The organism is Streptomyces sp. H27-H5 (assembly GCF_026627505.1).
Lineage (GTDB): Bacteria > Actinomycetota > Actinomycetes > Streptomycetales > Streptomycetaceae > Streptomyces.
On record NZ_JAPNLK010000129.1, the window covers coordinates 1 to 17,023 of the forward strand.

General features: G+C 71.2%; 16 protein-coding genes and 1 rRNA gene. 3 read left to right on the top strand and 14 right to left on the bottom strand.

Translation table 11 applies throughout. The features are described 5' to 3' along the window. Positions 1–267: 267 nt before the first annotated feature. The 5 genes from OTB19_RS37505 to OTB19_RS37525 form a co-directional block, all read right to left on the bottom strand. A complete protein-coding gene (locus OTB19_RS37505; RefSeq protein WP_267803280.1) occupies positions 268–1,944 on the bottom strand; it encodes a bifunctional uroporphyrinogen-III C-methyltransferase/uroporphyrinogen-III synthase in 1,677 nt (558 codons plus the stop codon). Then, positions 1,941–2,909: a hydroxymethylbilane synthase gene (gene hemC / locus OTB19_RS37510; protein ID WP_267803281.1), complete on the bottom strand. Its 969-nt coding sequence runs from the start codon at positions 2,907–2,909 to the stop codon at positions 1,941–1,943. The genes OTB19_RS37505 and hemC overlap by 4 nt, the downstream gene beginning before the upstream one ends. Continuing rightward, positions 2,906–4,678: a glutamyl-tRNA reductase gene (locus tag OTB19_RS37515; RefSeq protein WP_267803282.1), complete on the bottom strand. Its 1,773-nt coding sequence runs from the start codon at positions 4,676–4,678 to the stop codon at positions 2,906–2,908. Before OTB19_RS37515 ends, hemC begins: the two co-directional genes overlap by 4 nt. After that, positions 4,675–5,499: a redox-sensing transcriptional repressor Rex gene (locus OTB19_RS37520; protein WP_267803283.1), complete on the bottom strand. Its 825-nt coding sequence runs from the start codon at positions 5,497–5,499 to the stop codon at positions 4,675–4,677. The genes OTB19_RS37515 and OTB19_RS37520 overlap by 4 nt, the downstream gene beginning before the upstream one ends. A gap of 273 nt (positions 5,500–5,772) precedes the next feature. Beyond that, entirely contained in the window at positions 5,773–6,051 is a 279-nt protein-coding gene (locus OTB19_RS37525; protein ID WP_266947963.1) for a glutaredoxin family protein, read from the bottom strand. 180 nt (positions 6,052–6,231) lie between these two features. Here OTB19_RS37525 and OTB19_RS37530 point away from each other — a divergent pair, with 180 nt between their 5' ends. From OTB19_RS37530 to OTB19_RS37540, 3 genes are all read left to right on the top strand, one after another. Beyond that, the gene (locus OTB19_RS37530) at positions 6,232–7,236 is read left to right on the top strand and encodes an HAD family hydrolase (protein ID WP_267803284.1); all 1,005 of its coding nucleotides are present in this window, start codon (positions 6,232–6,234) and stop codon (positions 7,234–7,236) included. A gap of 393 nt (positions 7,237–7,629) precedes the next feature. Continuing rightward, a complete protein-coding gene (locus tag OTB19_RS37535) occupies positions 7,630–8,436 on the top strand; it encodes an ECF subfamily RNA polymerase sigma factor, BldN family (RefSeq protein ID WP_267803285.1) in 807 nt (268 codons plus the stop codon). Between the two features lie 230 nt (positions 8,437–8,666). Further along, on the top strand, positions 8,667–9,860 hold the full coding sequence (locus OTB19_RS37540) for a DUF5667 domain-containing protein (RefSeq protein ID WP_267803286.1): 1,194 nt from the start codon (positions 8,667–8,669) through the stop codon (positions 9,858–9,860). A gap of 52 nt (positions 9,861–9,912) precedes the next feature. Here the strand turns inward: OTB19_RS37540 and OTB19_RS37545 are convergent, their stop codons facing one another. The 9 genes from OTB19_RS37545 to rrf form a co-directional block, all read right to left on the bottom strand. Continuing rightward, entirely contained in the window at positions 9,913–10,887 is a 975-nt protein-coding gene (locus OTB19_RS37545; protein WP_267803287.1) for a lysophospholipid acyltransferase family protein, read from the bottom strand. Beyond that, on the bottom strand, positions 10,887–11,960 hold the full coding sequence (locus OTB19_RS37550) for an NAD-dependent epimerase/dehydratase family protein (protein WP_267803288.1): 1,074 nt from the start codon (positions 11,958–11,960) through the stop codon (positions 10,887–10,889). Before OTB19_RS37550 ends, OTB19_RS37545 begins: the two co-directional genes overlap by 1 nt. 95 nt (positions 11,961–12,055) lie before the next feature. Further along, entirely contained in the window at positions 12,056–12,154 is a 99-nt protein-coding gene (locus OTB19_RS37555; RefSeq protein ID WP_003948845.1) for a 30S ribosomal protein bS22, read from the bottom strand. 140 nt (positions 12,155–12,294) lie between these two features. Continuing rightward, positions 12,295–12,504, bottom strand: a complete 210-nt coding sequence (locus OTB19_RS37560) for a helix-turn-helix domain-containing protein (RefSeq protein ID WP_008738568.1) — start codon at positions 12,502–12,504, stop codon at positions 12,295–12,297. A 114-nt stretch (positions 12,505–12,618) separates the two neighbouring features. Beyond that, the gene (locus OTB19_RS37565; protein ID WP_267803289.1) at positions 12,619–13,449 is read right to left on the bottom strand and encodes a phosphatase; all 831 of its coding nucleotides are present in this window, start codon (positions 13,447–13,449) and stop codon (positions 12,619–12,621) included. A gap of 92 nt (positions 13,450–13,541) precedes the next feature. Beyond that, the gene (locus tag OTB19_RS37570) at positions 13,542–14,711 is read right to left on the bottom strand and encodes an acetoin utilization protein AcuC (RefSeq protein ID WP_266947972.1); all 1,170 of its coding nucleotides are present in this window, start codon (positions 14,709–14,711) and stop codon (positions 13,542–13,544) included. Next, entirely contained in the window at positions 14,662–15,909 is a 1,248-nt protein-coding gene (locus OTB19_RS37575) for an MFS transporter (protein WP_267803290.1), read from the bottom strand. The genes OTB19_RS37570 and OTB19_RS37575 overlap by 50 nt, the downstream gene beginning before the upstream one ends. A gap of 110 nt (positions 15,910–16,019) precedes the next feature. Next, positions 16,020–16,676 (bottom strand): HAD family hydrolase, encoded by a 657-nt coding sequence (locus OTB19_RS37580; RefSeq protein ID WP_267803291.1) that lies wholly within the window; start codon positions 16,674–16,676, stop codon positions 16,020–16,022. A 222-nt stretch (positions 16,677–16,898) separates the two neighbouring features. Then, positions 16,899–17,016: ribosomal RNA gene (rrf, locus tag OTB19_RS37585) — 5S ribosomal RNA — on the bottom strand. Positions 17,017–17,023: the final 7 nt, after the last annotated feature.

Here is a 17,023-nt window from a genome sequence, read left to right on the forward strand (position 1 = left end):
CCTGCCCTCAGGCCTGCCCTTCGGCAGTCCCGAGGACTGCCTCGACTGCGCCTGCTACCTCTACCTCGGCGACCAGCCGACCTGACCAACACCCCTCCACGAACTTTCGCGGTGCAGCACTAGGGCCGCACGCCGCGCGCACGGCGAGCGGCCCGGTGCGCCCCGGAAACGAACGCGGCCCGGGCGCACACGCACCCGGGCCGCGCCCGTCACTCCTCGCCCCGCCCGGCCGGCCGTTCGACCGGCCGGCGGGACGGCCTCACCGACTCACGTCGTGCGTCGGCGTCGTGCTCCCGGCCGTCGCTCGCTCGGCCGGGCCACCGACTCGCCGGCCTCCTTGGCCGCGTCACGGCGCGCCGCGCCGTACTCGGCCAGCGCCTCCGCCAGCTTCGACACCGACGGCTCCGGCGACAGCACGTCCACGCGCAGCCCGTGCTCCTCCGCGGTCTTGGCCGTCGCCGGCCCGATACACGCGATGACGGTCACGTTGTGCGGCTTGCCCGCGATCCCGACCAGGTTGCGGACGGTGCTCGACGACGTGAACATCACGGCGTCGAAACCGCCGCCCTTGATCGCCTCGCGCGTGTCCGCCGGCGGCGGCGACGCGCGCACGGTCCGGTAGGCCGTCACGTCGTCGACCTCCCAGCCCAGCTCTATCAGCCCGGCGACCAGTGTCTCCGTCGCGATGTCGGCCCGCGGCAGGAAGACGCGGTCGATCGGGTCGAAGACCGGGTCGTAGGGCGGCCAGTCCTCCAGCAGCCCGGCGGCCGACTGCTCGCCGCTCGGCACCAGGTCCGGCTTCACGCCGAACTCCACCAGCGCGGCCGCGGTCTGCTCGCCCACCGCGGCGACCTTGATGCCCGCGAAGGCCCGCGCGTCCAGCCCGTACTCCTCGAACTTCTCGCGCACCGCCTTCACGGCGTTCACCGAGGTGAAGGCGATCCACTCGTAGCGGCCCGTGACCAGGCCCTTGACCGCCCGCTCCATCTGCTGCGGGGTGCGCGGCGGCTCCACGGCGATGGTCGGCACCTCGTGCGGCACGGCGCCGTACGAACGCAACTGGTCGGAGAGCGAGGCGGCCTGCTCCTTGGTGCGCGGCACGAGCACCCGCCAGCCGAACAGCGGCTTCGACTCGAACCAGGCCAGGTCCTCGTGACGCGCTGCCGCGCCGTGCTCACCGACCACGGCTATGACGGGGCGCGCGCCCTCGGGCGAGGGCAGCACCTTCCCCTGCTTGAACACCTGGGCGATGGTGCCCAGGGTGGCGTTCCAGGTCCGCTGCCGCGTCGTGGTGCCCGCCACCGTCACGGTGAGGGGGGTGTCGGGCTTGCGCCCGGCCGACACCAGCTCGGAGGCGGCCGCGGACACGGTCTCCAGGGTCGCGGAGACCACGAGGATCCCGTCGCTCGCGCCGACCTCGCTCCAGCAGCGCGCCGAGGCGTTGCGGGCGTCGACGAAGCGCACGTCCGTGCCCTTGGCGTCCCGGCCGCCGCTCAGCGGCACACCCGCGTACGCGGGCACGCCGACGGCGGTCGCGACACCGGGCACCACCTCGAAGGGGATGCCCTCGGTCGCGCAGGCCAGCATCTCCTCGGCGGCGTTGCCGTCGAGCCCGGGGTCGCCCGTGACGGCACGGACCACCCGCCTGCCGGACCGCGCGGCCTCCATGACAAGATTGGCGGCATCACGGATCACCGGGACACCGGCGGCTGCTGACACTTCGTCAGCCACCGTCAGCTGCGGCGTGTCGACGCCCGCGCGAGCATGGGTGCGCACGACTTCGAGCACCTCGGGCTCCGCGATCAGCACGTCCGCGGCGCCGAGCGCCTCGACGGCGCGCAGTGTCAGCAGACCCGGGTCGCCGGGGCCGGCACCGAGGAAGGTGACGCGCCCGTGGGCGGCGACCGCCGGAAGAGCGGAGGTGGTGGGAATTGAGGGGTTCAAAGGGATCGCTCCCCCATCAGACCGGCCGCGCCCTTGGCCAGCATCTCGTCCGCGAGTTCGCGTCCGAGCGCCATGGCCTCGTCGTGAGACTGGGGCACGGGACCGGTGGTGGACAGCTGCACGAGCGTCGAGCCGTCGAGCGTTCCGACGACACCGCGCAGGCGCATTTCATTGACAACCTGCCCGTCGGCCAACAGGTCGGCGAGCGCGCCCACGGGCGCGCTGCAGCCGGCCTCCAGGGCGGCGAGCAGAGACCTTTCGGCGGTCACGGCGGCTCGCGTGTACGAGTCGTCGAGTTCACCGAGGGCGGCGATGAGGTCCGTGGCGGACGCGAGGCACTCCACGGCCAGGGCTCCCTGGCCGGGTGCGGGCAGCACGTTGTCCACGGACAGCAGCTCGGTCGCCTCGTCACCGCGACCGAGCCGGTTCAGCCCGGCGGCGGCGAGGACGACGGCGTCGAGTTCCCCGTCGCGCACGAAGCCGATCCGGGTGTCGACGTTCCCGCGGATGGGGACCGTCTCGATGACCTTGCCCAGGCTCCTGGCGTACGCGTTGAGCAGCGCCGTGCGCCGCGGCGAACCGGTACCGATCCGCGCGCCGTCGGGCAGCTGCTCGAAGGCCAGGCCGTCACGGGCGACGAGCGCGTCGCGCACGTCCTCCCGCCGCGGCATCGCCGCGATCACCAGCTCCTCGGGCTGCGCGGTCGGCAGGTCCTTCAGCGAGTGCACCGCGAAATCGACCTCGCCCCGCACGAGGGCGTCGCGCAGCGCCGTGACGAACACGCCGGTGCCGCCGATCTGCGCGAGGTGCTCGCGGGACACGTCACCGTAGGTCGTGATCTCCACGAGCTCGACGGGCCGGCCGGTGACCGCCCGCACCGCCTCGGCTACGTGCCCGGACTGGGACATGGCCAACTTGCTGCGTCGCGTGCCAAGCCGGAGGGGCTGGTCGGGACGTGTGTTCATGATGCCCGTCCTGGGTCGTCGTTCTTCGGATCGGCCGCGTCCGCCCGGCTGACGGAGGCCACCGTCTGAGGGTCGAGGTCGAAGAGTTCGCGCAGCGCCTCGGCGTACCCGGCGCCGCCGGGCTCACTGGCGAGCTGCTTGACGCGCACGGTCGGCGCGTGGAGGAGCTTGTCGACGACGCGGCGCACGGTCTGGGTGACCTCGGCGCGCTGCCGCTCGTCGAGGTCGGGCACCCGGCCGTCGAGCCGGGCCACTTCCATCGCCACCACCTCGGCGGCCATGGCGCGCAGCGCGACGACGGTGGGCGTGATGTGCGCGGCCCGCTGGGCGGCCCCGAACGCGGCCACCTCTTCCGCGACGATCGCGCGCACGGCGTCCACATCGGCGGCCATCGGCGCGTCGGCGGAGGCCTCGGCGAGCGATTCGATGTCCACGAGGCGTACCCCGGGGACGCGGTGCACGGCGGCGTCGATGTCGCGCGGCATGGCCAGGTCGAGGAGCGCGAGCCGTACGGTCGCGCCGTTCACGACGGCCGGCCGGCTCCGGCGGGGCTGCCGCTGGGCGGCTGCCTCGCCCTGGTCGGCCCAGGTGCCGTGCAGTTCGAGGGCGTTGGCGTCGACCCCGGTGAGCGCGGAACGCCCGTCGGATGTCGGCGCGTCCAGGCCCAGCGGGCAGTCGTCGCGCTCGGCGACCGCCGTCAGGGTCCGCGCGGCCCCGGCATCCGCCAGCCGCCGCCCGCCCTCGGCTGCGGCCACCAGCCGCGCCAGGACCTCGGCACTGGCGAGCCCGTCCTGCGCGGGAACCGAAACGCCGCCCGAACGCGTCCTGCCAGGGGGAGCGGAGACCGGAGCCGGGGCGGAACCCCGCCCACCGGACGCCATCGGGGAACCACCCTGATCCGCCGGCGCCTGCGGCGCGGGGATCGGGGCGGAGCCCTTGGACAGCGCGTCCGCGACGTCGTCGCCGGTCAGTACCAGTCCGGTGGCCCCGGTGCAGGACACGACCACGTCAACACGTGTCAGCTCATCCGCCACACGCGTCATCGGCACCGCGCGGGCCGCCACCCCGGTGCCCGAGGCAACCAGAATCTCGGCCAAACGCTCCGCCCGCTCGACGGTCCGGTTCGCCACCATGATCTCGGCGATCCCGACCCGTGCCAGCGTCGCGGCGGCCAGCGAGGACATCGAGCCGGCGCCGATCACCAGCGCCCGCTTGCCCGCGGCCCAACGGTCCACCGGCTCGTGGACGGCCAGCTGCTCCAGCCCGAAGGTCACCAGCGACTGCCCGGCCCGGTCGATCCCGGTCTCCGAGTGCGCCCGCTTGCCGACCCGCAGCGCCTGCTGGAACAGGTCGTTGATCAGCCGCCCGGCGGTGTGCTGCTCCTGCCCCACCGCCAGCGCGTCCTTGATCTGGCCGAGGATCTGCCCCTCGCCGACGACCATCGAGTCCAGCCCGCACGCCACCGAGAACAGGTGGTGCACCGCCCGGTCCTCGTAGTGCACGTAGAGATAGGGGGTGAGCTCTTCCAGGGCCACCCCGCTGTGCTGCGCGAGCAGCGTGGACAGCTCGGCGACACCGGCGTGGAACTTGTCCACGTCCGCGTACAGCTCGATCCGGTTGCAGGTGGCCAGCACGGTCGCCTCGGTCGCCGGTTCGGCGGCGAGGGTGTCGTGCAGCAGCTTCACCTTGGCATCGGCGGACAGGGAGGCCCGCTCCAGCACGCTGACCGGTGCGCTGCGGTGGCTCAGCCCTACGACGAGCAGACTCATGCCGGCATCACCGCCGGCACGTCACCCTCGGGGTTGCCCTTGCGCGAGGTGGCGGCGGCGCGTCCCGCGGGCGGGACCACGGCAGCGGCGGGAGCGGCTCCCGTGCCGGTGTCCTCGTCGTCCGCGAGGGAGCCGGCGGCAGCGGCGGCCGCGGCCCCCTCGCCGGCCTTGCGCTGCTCGTGGAAGGCGAGGATCTGCAGCTCGATCGACAGGTCGACCTTGCGCACGTCCACGCCCTCGGGTACCGACAGCACGGTCGGCGCGAAGTTCAGGATGGAGGTGACCCCGGCGGCGATGAGCCGCTCGCTCACCTGCTGCGCGGCGCCGGCCGGGGTCGCGATGACCCCGATCGAGACGCCGTTGTCCTCGATGATCTTCTCCAGCTCGTCGGTGTGCCGCACGGGCATCCCGGCGACCGGCTTCCCGGCCATGGCCGGGTCGGCGTCGATCAGCGCCGCGACGCGGAACCCGCGCGAGGCGAAGCCGCCGTAGTTGGCCAGGGCGGCGCCCAGGTTGCCGATGCCGACGATGACGACGGGCCAGTCCTGCGTCAGACCGAGCTCGCGGGAGATCTGGTAGACGAGGTACTCGACGTCGTACCCGACACCGCGGGTGCCGTACGAGCCGAGGTAGGAGAAGTCCTTGCGCAGCTTCGCGGAGTTGACTCCGGCGGCGGCCGCGAGCTCCTCGGAGGACACCGTGGGCACCGATCGCTCGGAGAGCGCGGTGAGCGCGCGCAGGTACAGCGGAAGCCGGGCGACAGTGGCCTCGGGAATACCTCGGCTGCGGGTCGCCGGTCGGTGAGTTCGGCCAGTTGCCACGATGCTCCTGCGGGATGAGCGGGGCTGCAGGCGGTCACTTGTCCCAGGACCGCCCCGTCGAATGCAGGCTATGTCTTTGTGAACGCGTGCACAAAGATTGTGTCCGCTTTGTCCGAGCAAAGTGACCGGGGTCACGCGGGTCGGTGCTGCGGCACGGGAACCCGGAACGGGCCGAACCCGTTCAAATCCCGAGGGGGGCAAAACGGCACACACTCCTCATCGATACGCCCCCGAGTCCCCATAAATCGCCCATGATGGTAACCGCCCGGACGGTCAGCCCTCCAATGCCCGACGCAGCTTCTCAGGGTTCACCCTCCAGAAGGTGTGCTGTTCACCATCCACCAGCACCACCGGAATCTGCTCCCAATGGCGGCGGTAGAGCTCCTCGTCCTGCGAGATGTCCTTCTTCTCCCACCGCGCCCCCGTCTGCGCGCAGACCTCCTCGATCACCGACTGGGCGTCATCGCACAGATGACACCCCGGCTTCCCGACGAGCGTGACCAGTCGCTCCTCGGGACGCTTCTTTTCCTTACGACGCAGCAGAGGACTCATGTCCTCATTCTCCCGCGCCCCCACGCCCCCGGGTCCCCTCGGCAGCCCCCGCCGGCATGCCGGTACGGAACGCCCCCCGCCCCGCGCCGCCCCCGCGACCCGGCCGCGCGCCTCACAGAGTTCACGCCTCCGTTTCCCATCGGTTCGGGAACTCCCGAACACAATGGCTATGCTCGCGTCATGGCCGCTCTGGGATGGCTCACCCCCCGTAGGCGCTCCGCAACCGCGCGGAGCGTGCTGGCAGGCGAGGCCTCTGCCGAGGCAGCGCGCAAGACCGCTCAGGCCGAGGCGCCACCTTTCACCGAGGCTCCGGATTCGACGCCGGACGCGCCGGACGCCGCCCGCTCGATCGCGGAAGCGGAAGCCGCCGAAGCACCGCGGGCGCCCGCCGAGCCCGAGTTCCCGGTCCCCGGCGACGACCTCGCCGCCGCCTTCTTCGACCTCGACAACACCGTCATGCAGGGCGCCGCGATCTTCCACTTCGGTCGCGGCCTCTACAAGCGCGAGTTCTTCCAGCGCCGCGAACTCGCCCGCTTCGCCTGGCAGCAGGCCTGGTTCCGGCTCGCGGGCGTCGAGGACCCCGAGCACATGCAGGACGCCCGCGACAGCGCCCTGTCCATCGTCAAGGGCCACCGGGTCTCCGAGCTGATGTCCATCGGCGAGGAGATCTACGACGAGTACATGGCCGAGCGGATCTGGCCGGGCACCCGCGCCCTCGCCCAGGCCCACCTCGACGCCGGCCAGAAGGTCTGGCTCGTCACCGCGGCCCCCGTCGAGACCGCCACGATCATCGCCCGCCGACTCGGCCTGACCGGAGCCCTGGGCACCGTCGCCGAGTCCGTGGACGGCGTCTACACCGGCCGGCTGGTCGGCGAACCGCTGCACGGCCCCGCCAAGGCCGAGGCCGTGCGCGCCCTGGCCGGCGCCGAGGGCCTGGACCTCGACCGCTGCGCCGCGTACAGCGATTCGCACAACGACATCCCGATGCTGTCACTCGTCGGACATCCGTACGCGATCAATCCCGACACAAAACTGCGCAAGCATGCCCGAGCCCACGACTGGCGACTGCGCGACTATCGGACCGGCCGCAAGGCCGTGAAGGTCGGCGTCCCGGCGGCCGCCGGCGTCGGCGCGATCGCGGGCGGCACCGCCGCCGCCATCGCCCTGCACCGCCGCCGCAGGTAGCCGCCCACCCCGGCCCCCTCATCCCGCCTGCGAAAAGCCGCCCGGCCCGTGCCCGGCGGCTTTTCGCCGCCCTCGGGCGGACCGCCCGGCGGCCATTCCCGCAGCCTTACCCCCGCGTCCGGCGAGGCACTCCCCCGGGCCCGACTCGGTCGCGAGCCTCTGTGGAAGCTTCCATTCCGCGCACCCAACCGATCAAGAATCGATCACCATCTGCGACCGAATATGCCCTCGACACGCAACAGAAGTGTCGTAACCGGTGATTTGAGCAACTGGGTGTAGCGCTGCCTGTACGAAGCGTTATTCTCCTCAAACGCATGCCACCGCCCATCTGTCGCCACGACGGGTGAACGGTCCCGCACTGCACGTGATGGAAGCTCTGCCTCTGGGAGTCCCGTGTACCCACCTGTCGGGGTTGACGCCTCGGGCCTGGCTACGCTGCGCGCAACGGTCCTCGACCACCTGCGTGGCTTCGTCCCCACCGCGTACGCCGTCCCCGCCTTCGCCGCGATCCCTGCCGGCCTCGGCCCGGCCGGTCCCTGCTATGCCCTGACCGACGGCGGAGCGACGGTGGGCAGACGCGGCCGCTCGGGCGGAAGCTCAAGCGGCACCGCCGCCGGCGCGCCCGCCGCCCGCCGCCCCACGGCGGACAGCGACCAGGCCCGCATGATGGACCTGGTCGAACGCGCCCAGGCCGGTGAGGCCGAGGCCTTCGGCCGGCTCTACGACCAGTACAGCGACACGGTGTATCGCTACATCTACTACCGCGTCGGCGGCAAGGCGACCGCGGAGGATCTCACCAGCGAGACCTTCCTGCGCGCGCTGCGCCGCATCTCCACCTTCACCTGGCAGGGCCGAGACTTCGGGGCCTGGCTCGTGACGATCGCGCGCAACCTGGTCGCCGACCACTTCAAGTCCAGCCGCTTCAGGCTGGAGATCACCACCGGCGAGATGCTCGACGCCAACGAGGTGGAACGCAGCCCCGAGGACTCCGTCCTCGAATCCCTCTCCAACGCGGCCCTCCTGGAGGCCGTACGGAAACTCAACCCGCAGCAGCAGGAATGCGTGACCCTGCGCTTCCTCCAAGGCCTGTCCGTCGCCGAGACGGCCAGAGTCATGGGGAAGAACGAGGGCGCCATCAAGACGCTCCAGTACCGGGCGGTCCGCACGCTGGCCCGCCTGCTCCCGGACGACGCCCGCTGACCGCGGCCCTACTCACACTCTGTAACCCTGCCGATGACTTTGATGACGCTGTGGTCCGATCATCCTTCGTCCGTAACCCAAGTGCCGCGCCGCTCGTTGTGCGGACTGCAGGCTCCCTGTGGACACGCCCTGCCCGAAGCCGCTCACTCGAAAGTGTGGATGTGCTCAAGGAAGGCAACCTTCCGGACACCTTGGGGAGTCGATCGTCATGACGAGAGGAGGTGCCGCCAGTGATCGCGAACGTGACTCCGCACCGGCGGGCGAACGCCTTCGCCCAGGCCCTGGAGGATCGGACCCCATCCGACCTTTCGGAACCGGACCCGGCGGCCGAGCAGTCCGAGGCACCTGCCGACCACGACCGGTTGTTGGCCCTGGCGAGCGTGCTCGGCGAAATGCCGCGCCCAGCGCTGGACCCCGAGGTCAAAGTGGTGCAACGAGCCCAGCTCGTCGCAGCCATGGAGGCCATGGTGATGGAGGAGAGGGCCGGAGGCGCCGCCGCCGACCCTCTGGTGCCCGAACAGCGGACCGGCCGCGGCGCCCACCGGGCGACCTCGCTCCGGAAATTGCGGCCCCGCTCCCGCTGGTCCAAGGGCATCGCAGCAGGTGGCCTCACCGTGGGTGTGGCCGCAGGGGCTTTCAGCGGCGTGGCCGCTGCCAGCACGGACGCCCTACCGGGTGACTCCCTCTACCCCGTGAAACGGGGCATGGAGGATCTGAAGCTGGGGATGGCCGACGAGGATTCGGACCGGGGCGAGCTGTACCTGGACCAGGCCTCGAACCGGCTGTCGGAGGCCCGCAGGCTGATGGAGCGGGGCCGGACGGGCATACTGGACCACGAGTCCCTGGGCGAGATCCGCCGAGCGCTGGCGGGAATGAAACACGATGCGGCGGAGGGCCACCGGCTTCTCCAGGCGGCGTACGAACGGGACGGTTCACTCGGACCGATCCAGACGCTCTCGTCGTTCTCCCGCTCCCACCGCGACGCGTGGGGCCGGCTCCGGGAGAAGCTCCCGGCGCAGCTCACCGACGTGGGCGGAGAAGTGGAGTCGGTCTTCCAGGCCATAGACGAGGACGTGGCGCCGCTCCAGGGACTGCTGCCGAAGCCACCGGCGCAGACCCGCGGCTCCACCCCGGGCACCTCGGCCAAGCCGAGCACGCCCGCGGGCAAACAGAAGTCCGCACCCCCGTCGGGTGCCCCGGCGGCGTCCCCCCCGAGCACGCCGGCACCGGGTACCAGCAAGCCCCCGCCCCCCGGCGGCGGACTCCTCGGCGGTACGGGCGATCTGCTCCACCCGCCGTCGCAGGACCAGTCCACCCCGCCCCCGTCCACCACTCCGGAGCTCCCGCAGCCGGACATCACCCTCCCGCCGCTCCTCCCCGGCCTGCTGCCGGGGCTGGGCATCCAGGCGGAGGACACCGAGTGAAAAGCCGGAGGGGGACTGCTCGACAGTCCCCCTCCGGCTCACACGGTCCCGCTCAGAAGAACACCGACCTCCGCTGCACGAGCAGCCGGTACAGCGTGTGCTGGATCTGCTCCCGCACCTGGTCCGTCAGGTTGAACATCAACATGGGATCCTCGGCGGCCTCCGCCGCATACCCGTCCGTCGGGATCGGCTCCCCGAACTGGATCGTCCACTTCGTCGGCAACGGCAGCGCGCCGAGCGGCCCCAACAACGGGAACGTCGGCGTGATCGGGAAGTAGGGGACCCCCAGCAGCCGCGCCAACGTCTTCGCGTTGCCGACCATCGGGTAGATCTCCTCCGCCCCCACGATCGAGCAGGGCACGATCGGCGTTCCCGCGCGCAGCGCCGTCGACACGAACCCGCCCCGACCGAACCGCTGGAGCTTGTACCGGTCCCCGAAGGGCTTGCCCAGTCCCTTGAAGCCCTCCGGCATCACCCCGACCAGTTCCCCGGCCTCCAACAGCCGTTGCGCGTCCTCCGCGCAGGCCAGCGTGTGACCGGCCTTCCGGGCGAGTTCGTTCACCACCGGCAGCATGAACACCAGATCCGCCGCAAGCAGGCGCAGGTGCCGCTCCGCCGGGTGGTGGTCGTGCACCGCGACCTGGAGCATCAGACCGTCCAGCGGCAACGTCCCGGAGTGGTTCGCCACGATCAGCGCGCCGCCCTCCTTCGGGATGTTCTCGACGCCCTTGACCTCGACCCTGAAGTACTTGTCGAACAGCGGCCGCATCAAGGACATCAGGACCTGGTCCGTCAGCTCCTTGTCGTAGCCGAAGTCGTCGACCTCGTAGTCCCCGGTGATCCGCCGCCGCAGGAACGCCAGCCCGCCGGCGATCCTCCGGTCCCATCCGGCGCCGCCCGTCGCCGGCTCGGCCGGGACCGGCTCCACCACGGGATCGGGCTCGACCGGTGGCGCGACCCGCACCCGCCGCGGCGGCCGCCGACGCGGCCGGTCCTCGTCGAACGGGATGACTTTCGCGTCCGCCACTATCTCTTCGCTCCCTCGGCCACCGGCTCCACACTCGACAGGTCCGCCTTCAGCATGCCCGCCACCCGGTCCACCGTGCGACCGACCCGCTCCGGCGGCAACAGCCCGCTCCCCCGGCTCCGCGCGAAGTCCGCGAACGTCTCCGCCGTCGTGTAGAGGGGCGCGAACCCGAGGGTGTCCCGCATCTGCGTGGTCTCCACGACCCGCCCGTGCGTCAGGAGCCTTATCTGTTCGGGCGAGAAGTCCGTCACGCCGACCGACCGCAGCACCGACCCCACCCACGTCACCGCGGGCAGCAGCAGCGGCACCGTGGGCCGCCCCAGCCGCCGCGCGCACTGCGACAGCAGCAACACCCCGTCGCCCGCGATGTTGAAGGTCCCGCTGTTGAGCGTCCCGCGCCGGGGCTCCCCCGCCGCCAACCGCAACACGTCCACCACGTCGTCCTCGTGGACGAACTGCAACCTCGGGTCGTAACCCAACACGGTCGGCATCACCGGGATCGAGAAGTACTCGGCGAGCGCGGAATCCGCGTACGGACCCAGGATGTTCGCGAACCGCAGCACGCACACGGCCACGTCCGGTCGTCTTCGCGCGAAGCCCCGCACGTACCCCTCGACCTCGGCGGCGTCCTTCGCGAAGCCGGCCGGAGGCAGCGACTTCGGCTGCGTGGTCTCGGTGAAGACCGCCGGATCCCGCGAGGTGCCCCCGTACACGCTGGTACTGGACTTCACCACGAGCCGTCGCACCGTCGGTGACTTCTGGCAGGCCCCGAGGAGCTGCATCGTCCCGATGACGTTCGTTTCCTTGACGGCGCTGCGCGCACCGCCCGACCCCGCACTGCCCCCGGTGACGGCCAGGTGGACCACCGTGTCGACGGAATGCTCCGCGAGCACCCGGACGATGGCCGACTGTCTGATGTCCGTCCGCACGAACTCGGCCGAACCGAGCCGGTGCGGCGGACTCACGGCATCCACCGCGATCACCCGCTCGACGTCCGGTTCGTGCTGGATCCGCCGCACGAAGCGGCCTCCCAGCTGCCGGGCAGCCCCGGTGACGAGCACGACCTTCCCCACGAGCTCAGCGCCTCCCTCGAAGAAGTACCCCGGCTGCACCGCAGCCCCTCCACCAGGATGGTGGAGGGGCTGCGGAGAACACGTACAGCTGCCGTTTACTTCTTGTTACGGCGCTGGACGCGGGTGCGCTTGAGCAGCTTGCGGTGCTTCTTCTTAGCCATCCGCTTACGCCGCTTCTTGATAACAGAGCCCACGACTACCCTCGCTCACTTCTCGGAACATCCCCGCGTTGACGGAGAACGGTGCGGGGCGTCTGGGCCCACACGACCTACGTCGGCCTAGCCTACCCGCCCAAACTCTGAGCTTGTAATCCGAGGGCGATCGCCGGTCATTCTCAGGCCGACTCCACCCCCACATAGGACTCTCGGAGGTACTCGTGAACCGCGTTCTCGGGGACCCGGAAGGACCGGCCCACCCGGATAGCGGGCAGATGACCGTTGTGCACCAGGCGGTACACGGTCATCTTTGACACTCGCATCACCGAGGCGACCTCCGCCACGGTCAGGAACTGAACCTCACTGAGAGGCCTCTCGCCAGCAGCCATGACACACCTTGACCTTCCGCGCATGACGGGCACCGGCTTCCCCTCCGGTTACGCCCCGTCGTCGCACGCTCACTCCCCAGAGTAGGGGCGTGTGATACGAGTGGGGAAGAGGAGCTACAGCCACTCCTGGCGCATAGGCAGCCCCGCACGCCCGAGCACGTAGCGCGTGAGCGGGCGGTAGTAGTCCGAGCGCACGCCGTCATCAAGTGGAACGGTCACCGAGACCCGCCCCTCGGCCTCGCCGACGAACAGCGCGGGATCGTCCGTGTCGGCCAGCCCGATCGTGTCCACACCCAGCTGACCTGCACCGCAGACCCATCCGTGGTCCCCGACCACCAGTTCCGGCAGTGGCTCTCCGGCCTCCGCGAGTGCCCCCAGCGCGACCCGAACCGGCAGCGGTGAATGGGTGTGCGCGCCGGTCGCACTCCCCGCCGGACGCGCGCCGGGTTCCCGCACCAATGCGACTCCCCGTACGTAATCGATGCTGTGAGGGCGTACGCCGAACCGGGTCGCCATGTCGATGCGCACCCCCCGCGCCGGGGTGAGGACAACACATCCCACCGCCGACAGGGCCTCGGCCAAACTGGCGTAGAACCCCAGGAGGCGGTGGGGATGCCCGGTCGCGAACAGCACGGGCGACCGCGCCGCCGCCGCCTCGCCCAACCGCCCCGCGAAGGCCTCCAGCGCGGCCACCGTCCGCTCCGGGTCGATCACGTCCGGCCCGCTGACGTGCGCGGGATCCGCCGAGACACCGCACTTGTCCGCCATCAGCCTCAGCAGATCACTCTCGCCCCAACCCCGTTCGGGGTCCAGCCCCAGCAGCAGCCGCGGATCCCGCGCCGCGAACAGCCGGTAACTGCGCAGGCTTTCCTCCCGCGACGTGGCGACGGGCCCGGCCAACCGGGCGGCCAGCAGATGCGCACGCAACGCTCCGGTGCTCAACACCCTGCCGATGCTGCCGCACCGAACCTGGCGGTGACTCAATTCCGGCGAACAGCCCCACAGTTGGCGTAACGATGCATCTGCCGGCCCGCCCGCTACGTCAGCATGCCCCGCAGCGGGAAGACCGCCTTGCGCATCGCCAGCACGGCCTGATCGATCCGGTCGGCCGGATCGTAGCCCTCTTCCCAGTCCCGCCAGGAGACCGTCCGCCCGTCCGTCATCCGCCGCGGCGCGGGCTCCCGGGTCCGCGCGTACACCTCGTCGCGCCACGCGTCCGGCACCGCCGCCGCGGGATCCACCGGGCGGTGCGCCGCGATCCCCACCAGGTGCGTCCAGGACCTCGGCACGACGTCCACCACCGCGTACCCGCCGCCGCCCAACGCCAGCCACCGGCCGTCCGCGTGCTCGTGCGCCAACGCGTGACAGGCCTCCTGGACGGCGCGCTGCGCGTCCAACGACACCGCGAGGTGTGCCAACGGGTCCTCGAAGTGCGTGTCCGCCCCGTGCTGGCTCACCAGCACCTGCGGCCGGAAGTCCGCCAGCAGCTCCGGCACGCTCGCGTGGAAGGCCCGCAACCAGCCCTCGTCCCCGGTCCCGGCCGGCAACGCCACGTTGACCGCCGACCCCTCGGCGTCCGGCCCACCCGTCTCCTCCGGCCATCCGGTCTGCGGGAACAGGGTCCGCGGATGCTCGTGGAGCGAGATCGTCAGCACGCGCGGGTCGTCCCAGAACGCCGTCTGCACCCCGTCACCGTGATGCACGTCCACGTCCACGTACGCGACCCGCTCGGCCCCGAGCTCCAGCAACCGCGCCACGGCGAGCGCCGCGTCGTTGTACACGCAGAAACCGGCCGCACCGCCGGGCATGGCGTGGTGCAGCCCGCCCGCGAAGTTCACCGCGTGCCCGGCCTCCCCGCGCCAGATCGCCTCCGCCGCCGCCACGGACTGCCCGGCGATCAGCGCGGACGCCTCGTGCATCCCGTGGAACGCCGGGTCGTCGACGGTCCCGAGCCCGTACGAGCCGTCGGCCACGCCCGGGTCGGCTGACACCTCGCGCACCGCGGCGACGTAGTCCTCGCGGTGCACGAGCCGCAACGTCGAATCGCCGGCCGCGCGCGCCGCCCGTACCTCCATCTCCCGGTCCAGCCCGAAGGCACGCACCAGGCCCATGGTCAGCGCCAGGCGCACCGGGTCCATCGGATGGCTCGGTCCGAAGTCATACCTCGTTACCGCCTCGTCCCACATCAACAACCCGCGGCCGCTCATGCCCGACACCGTATCGGGCACCGTCCGAGCCGAACGAGCGGGCATGGAACAACGTCACCAACACCAACACCATCGGCACCAACATCGCGCCCCGGTAGCTCCAGGCGTCCCCGATGCCGCCCACGAGCGGCGCCCCGACGAGGAACCCCACGTAGTTGAAGATGTTCAGCCGGGCGATGGCCGTGTCCGCCGACGCCCCGGGGAACAGCCGGCCCGCCGCCGCGAAGGTCTGCGGGACGATCACGCACAGCCCGATGCCCAGCAACATGAACCCGAGCATCCCCGTCCACGCTCCCGGGGCGACGGCCACCACCCCGAACCCGAGCGCCGCGACCAGCGTCCCGCCGCGCACCACGGCCACGGCTCCGAAGCGCCGTACGCCCAGGTCACCGACGGACCGGCCGATCAGGGTGGTCACCATGTACACGTTGTAGGGGACCGTGGCGAGCTGCTCGGAACTGCCCAGCACGTCCTGGAGGTACTTGGCGCTCCAGTTCGACACCGTCGAGTCCCCGATGTACGCGCACGCCATCACCAGGCACAGGGGCAGCAGCAGCTTGAACCCGCCGACCCCGAGTCCCTTCTCGACCGCCGCCCCGCCCTTCTCGGTCACGGCCCGGGCCCGGTCGGCCTCCGGCCGGTCCACGTAGTACCGGCTCCCGAGCACCGCGAGCGGCAACAGCACCGCCACGGCCGGCAGGTAGCTGCTGAACAGTCCCAGGTGCCAGTGCGCCCCCGCCCAGGCGGCCGAGGCGCCGACGATCCCGCCCAGGCTGTACGAGGCGTGGAAGCCCAGCATGATGCTGCGCCCGTAGGCCCGCTGGAGGCTGACTCCGAGCATGTTCATGGAGGCGTCGAGCGCCCCGACGGAGAACCCGAACGCCCCCAGGGCCACGGCCACGTGCCACATCTGGTCGCCGGCCCCGACGCCGAGCAGCGCCAACAGCACCAGTGGCTGGGCCCATCGCAGCACCACGCTCGGCGCGACGCGCTTCACCAGGTGCTCGGTGGCAACGCTGGCGACGCCGGCGAGGATCGGCACGGCGGCGAGGAAGGCGGGCAACAGCGCGTCGGATATCCCGTACTGGTCCTGGATCGCGGGGATGCGCGTCACGAGGAGGGCGAAGGTCACACCCTGCACGAAGAAGCTGAACCCCAGGGACCCGCGCCCGCGGCGCAGCCGCACGTCTTCTGTCATGGCGGCACAGCGTAGGGGCGCGGACTACCCGTGGGTAGAGAGATCACATACCGATTCGGAACAGTGATCGAACGAGGACCGGGCGGGTCGGCTCCCGTCGCCGGGGATGGTCAGTAGGCGTCCAGTCCGAGGAGCCGGGTCAGCTCCTTCATGTCACCGAAGCAGTTGGTCGCACCGGTGAGCCGATCGGCCGGCATCATCCCGGTGAACCCGAATACGTCCATGCCGGCGGCCACCGCGGCCTGCACCCCGAGCGGGCTGTCCTCGACGACCACGCAGCGCGCGGGTGCGAAGCCCATCTGGTCGGCCGCGTGCAGGAAGAGATCGGGGTCGGGCTTTCCCCGGCCCACGTCCTGCGAACTGAAGATCCACTCCTCTTCGAACCATCCGTCGATCCCGGCCGCCTGGTGGCCGGCCCGGATCTTCTCGTGGCTCCCGGAGGAAGCCAGGCAGTACGCGACTCCGTGCGCGGTCAGCGCGCCGAGCACGTCCTCGATTCCCTCGACGGGACGCAGCTCGCGTTCGAAGGCGGCGGTGGTCCGCGCGTGGAGCGTCTCCTCGAAGTCCTCGGGCAGCCGCTGATCGGTCCGCTCCTGCACGAGATCGTGCACCCGGTGCACGGCGGCCCCCATGTAGTCGCGCAGCGACTCGTCATAGGAGGTGGGGTGCCCCAGTTCGGTCAGGTACCCGGCGAGGATGCGGTTGGAGATCGGCTCACTGTCCACCAGCACGCCGTCGTTGTCGAAGATCACGAGGTCATAGCCCATACGTTCACACTACGAGCCGCCGGCACGGTTCTCTTCCGAGCCCATGCCGGGCATCCGGGTGTCGACTGCGGCCGGCGCCGCGGGCTTCGGGAACGGCGCCGCGGGCTTCGGGAACGGCGCCGCGGGCTTCGGGAACGGCGCTGCGGCCTCGGGAACGAAAATGGGTCTGGAACGCAGAAAAGCCCCGCACCCTGAAGGGTGCGGGGCTTTCCCACAATGATTGTTCGGCGGCGTCCTACTCTCCCACAGGGTCCCCCCTGCAGTACCATCGGCGCTGAAAGGCTTAGCTTCCGGGTTCGGAATGTAAACCGGGCGTTTCCCTAACGCTATGACCACCGAAACACTAT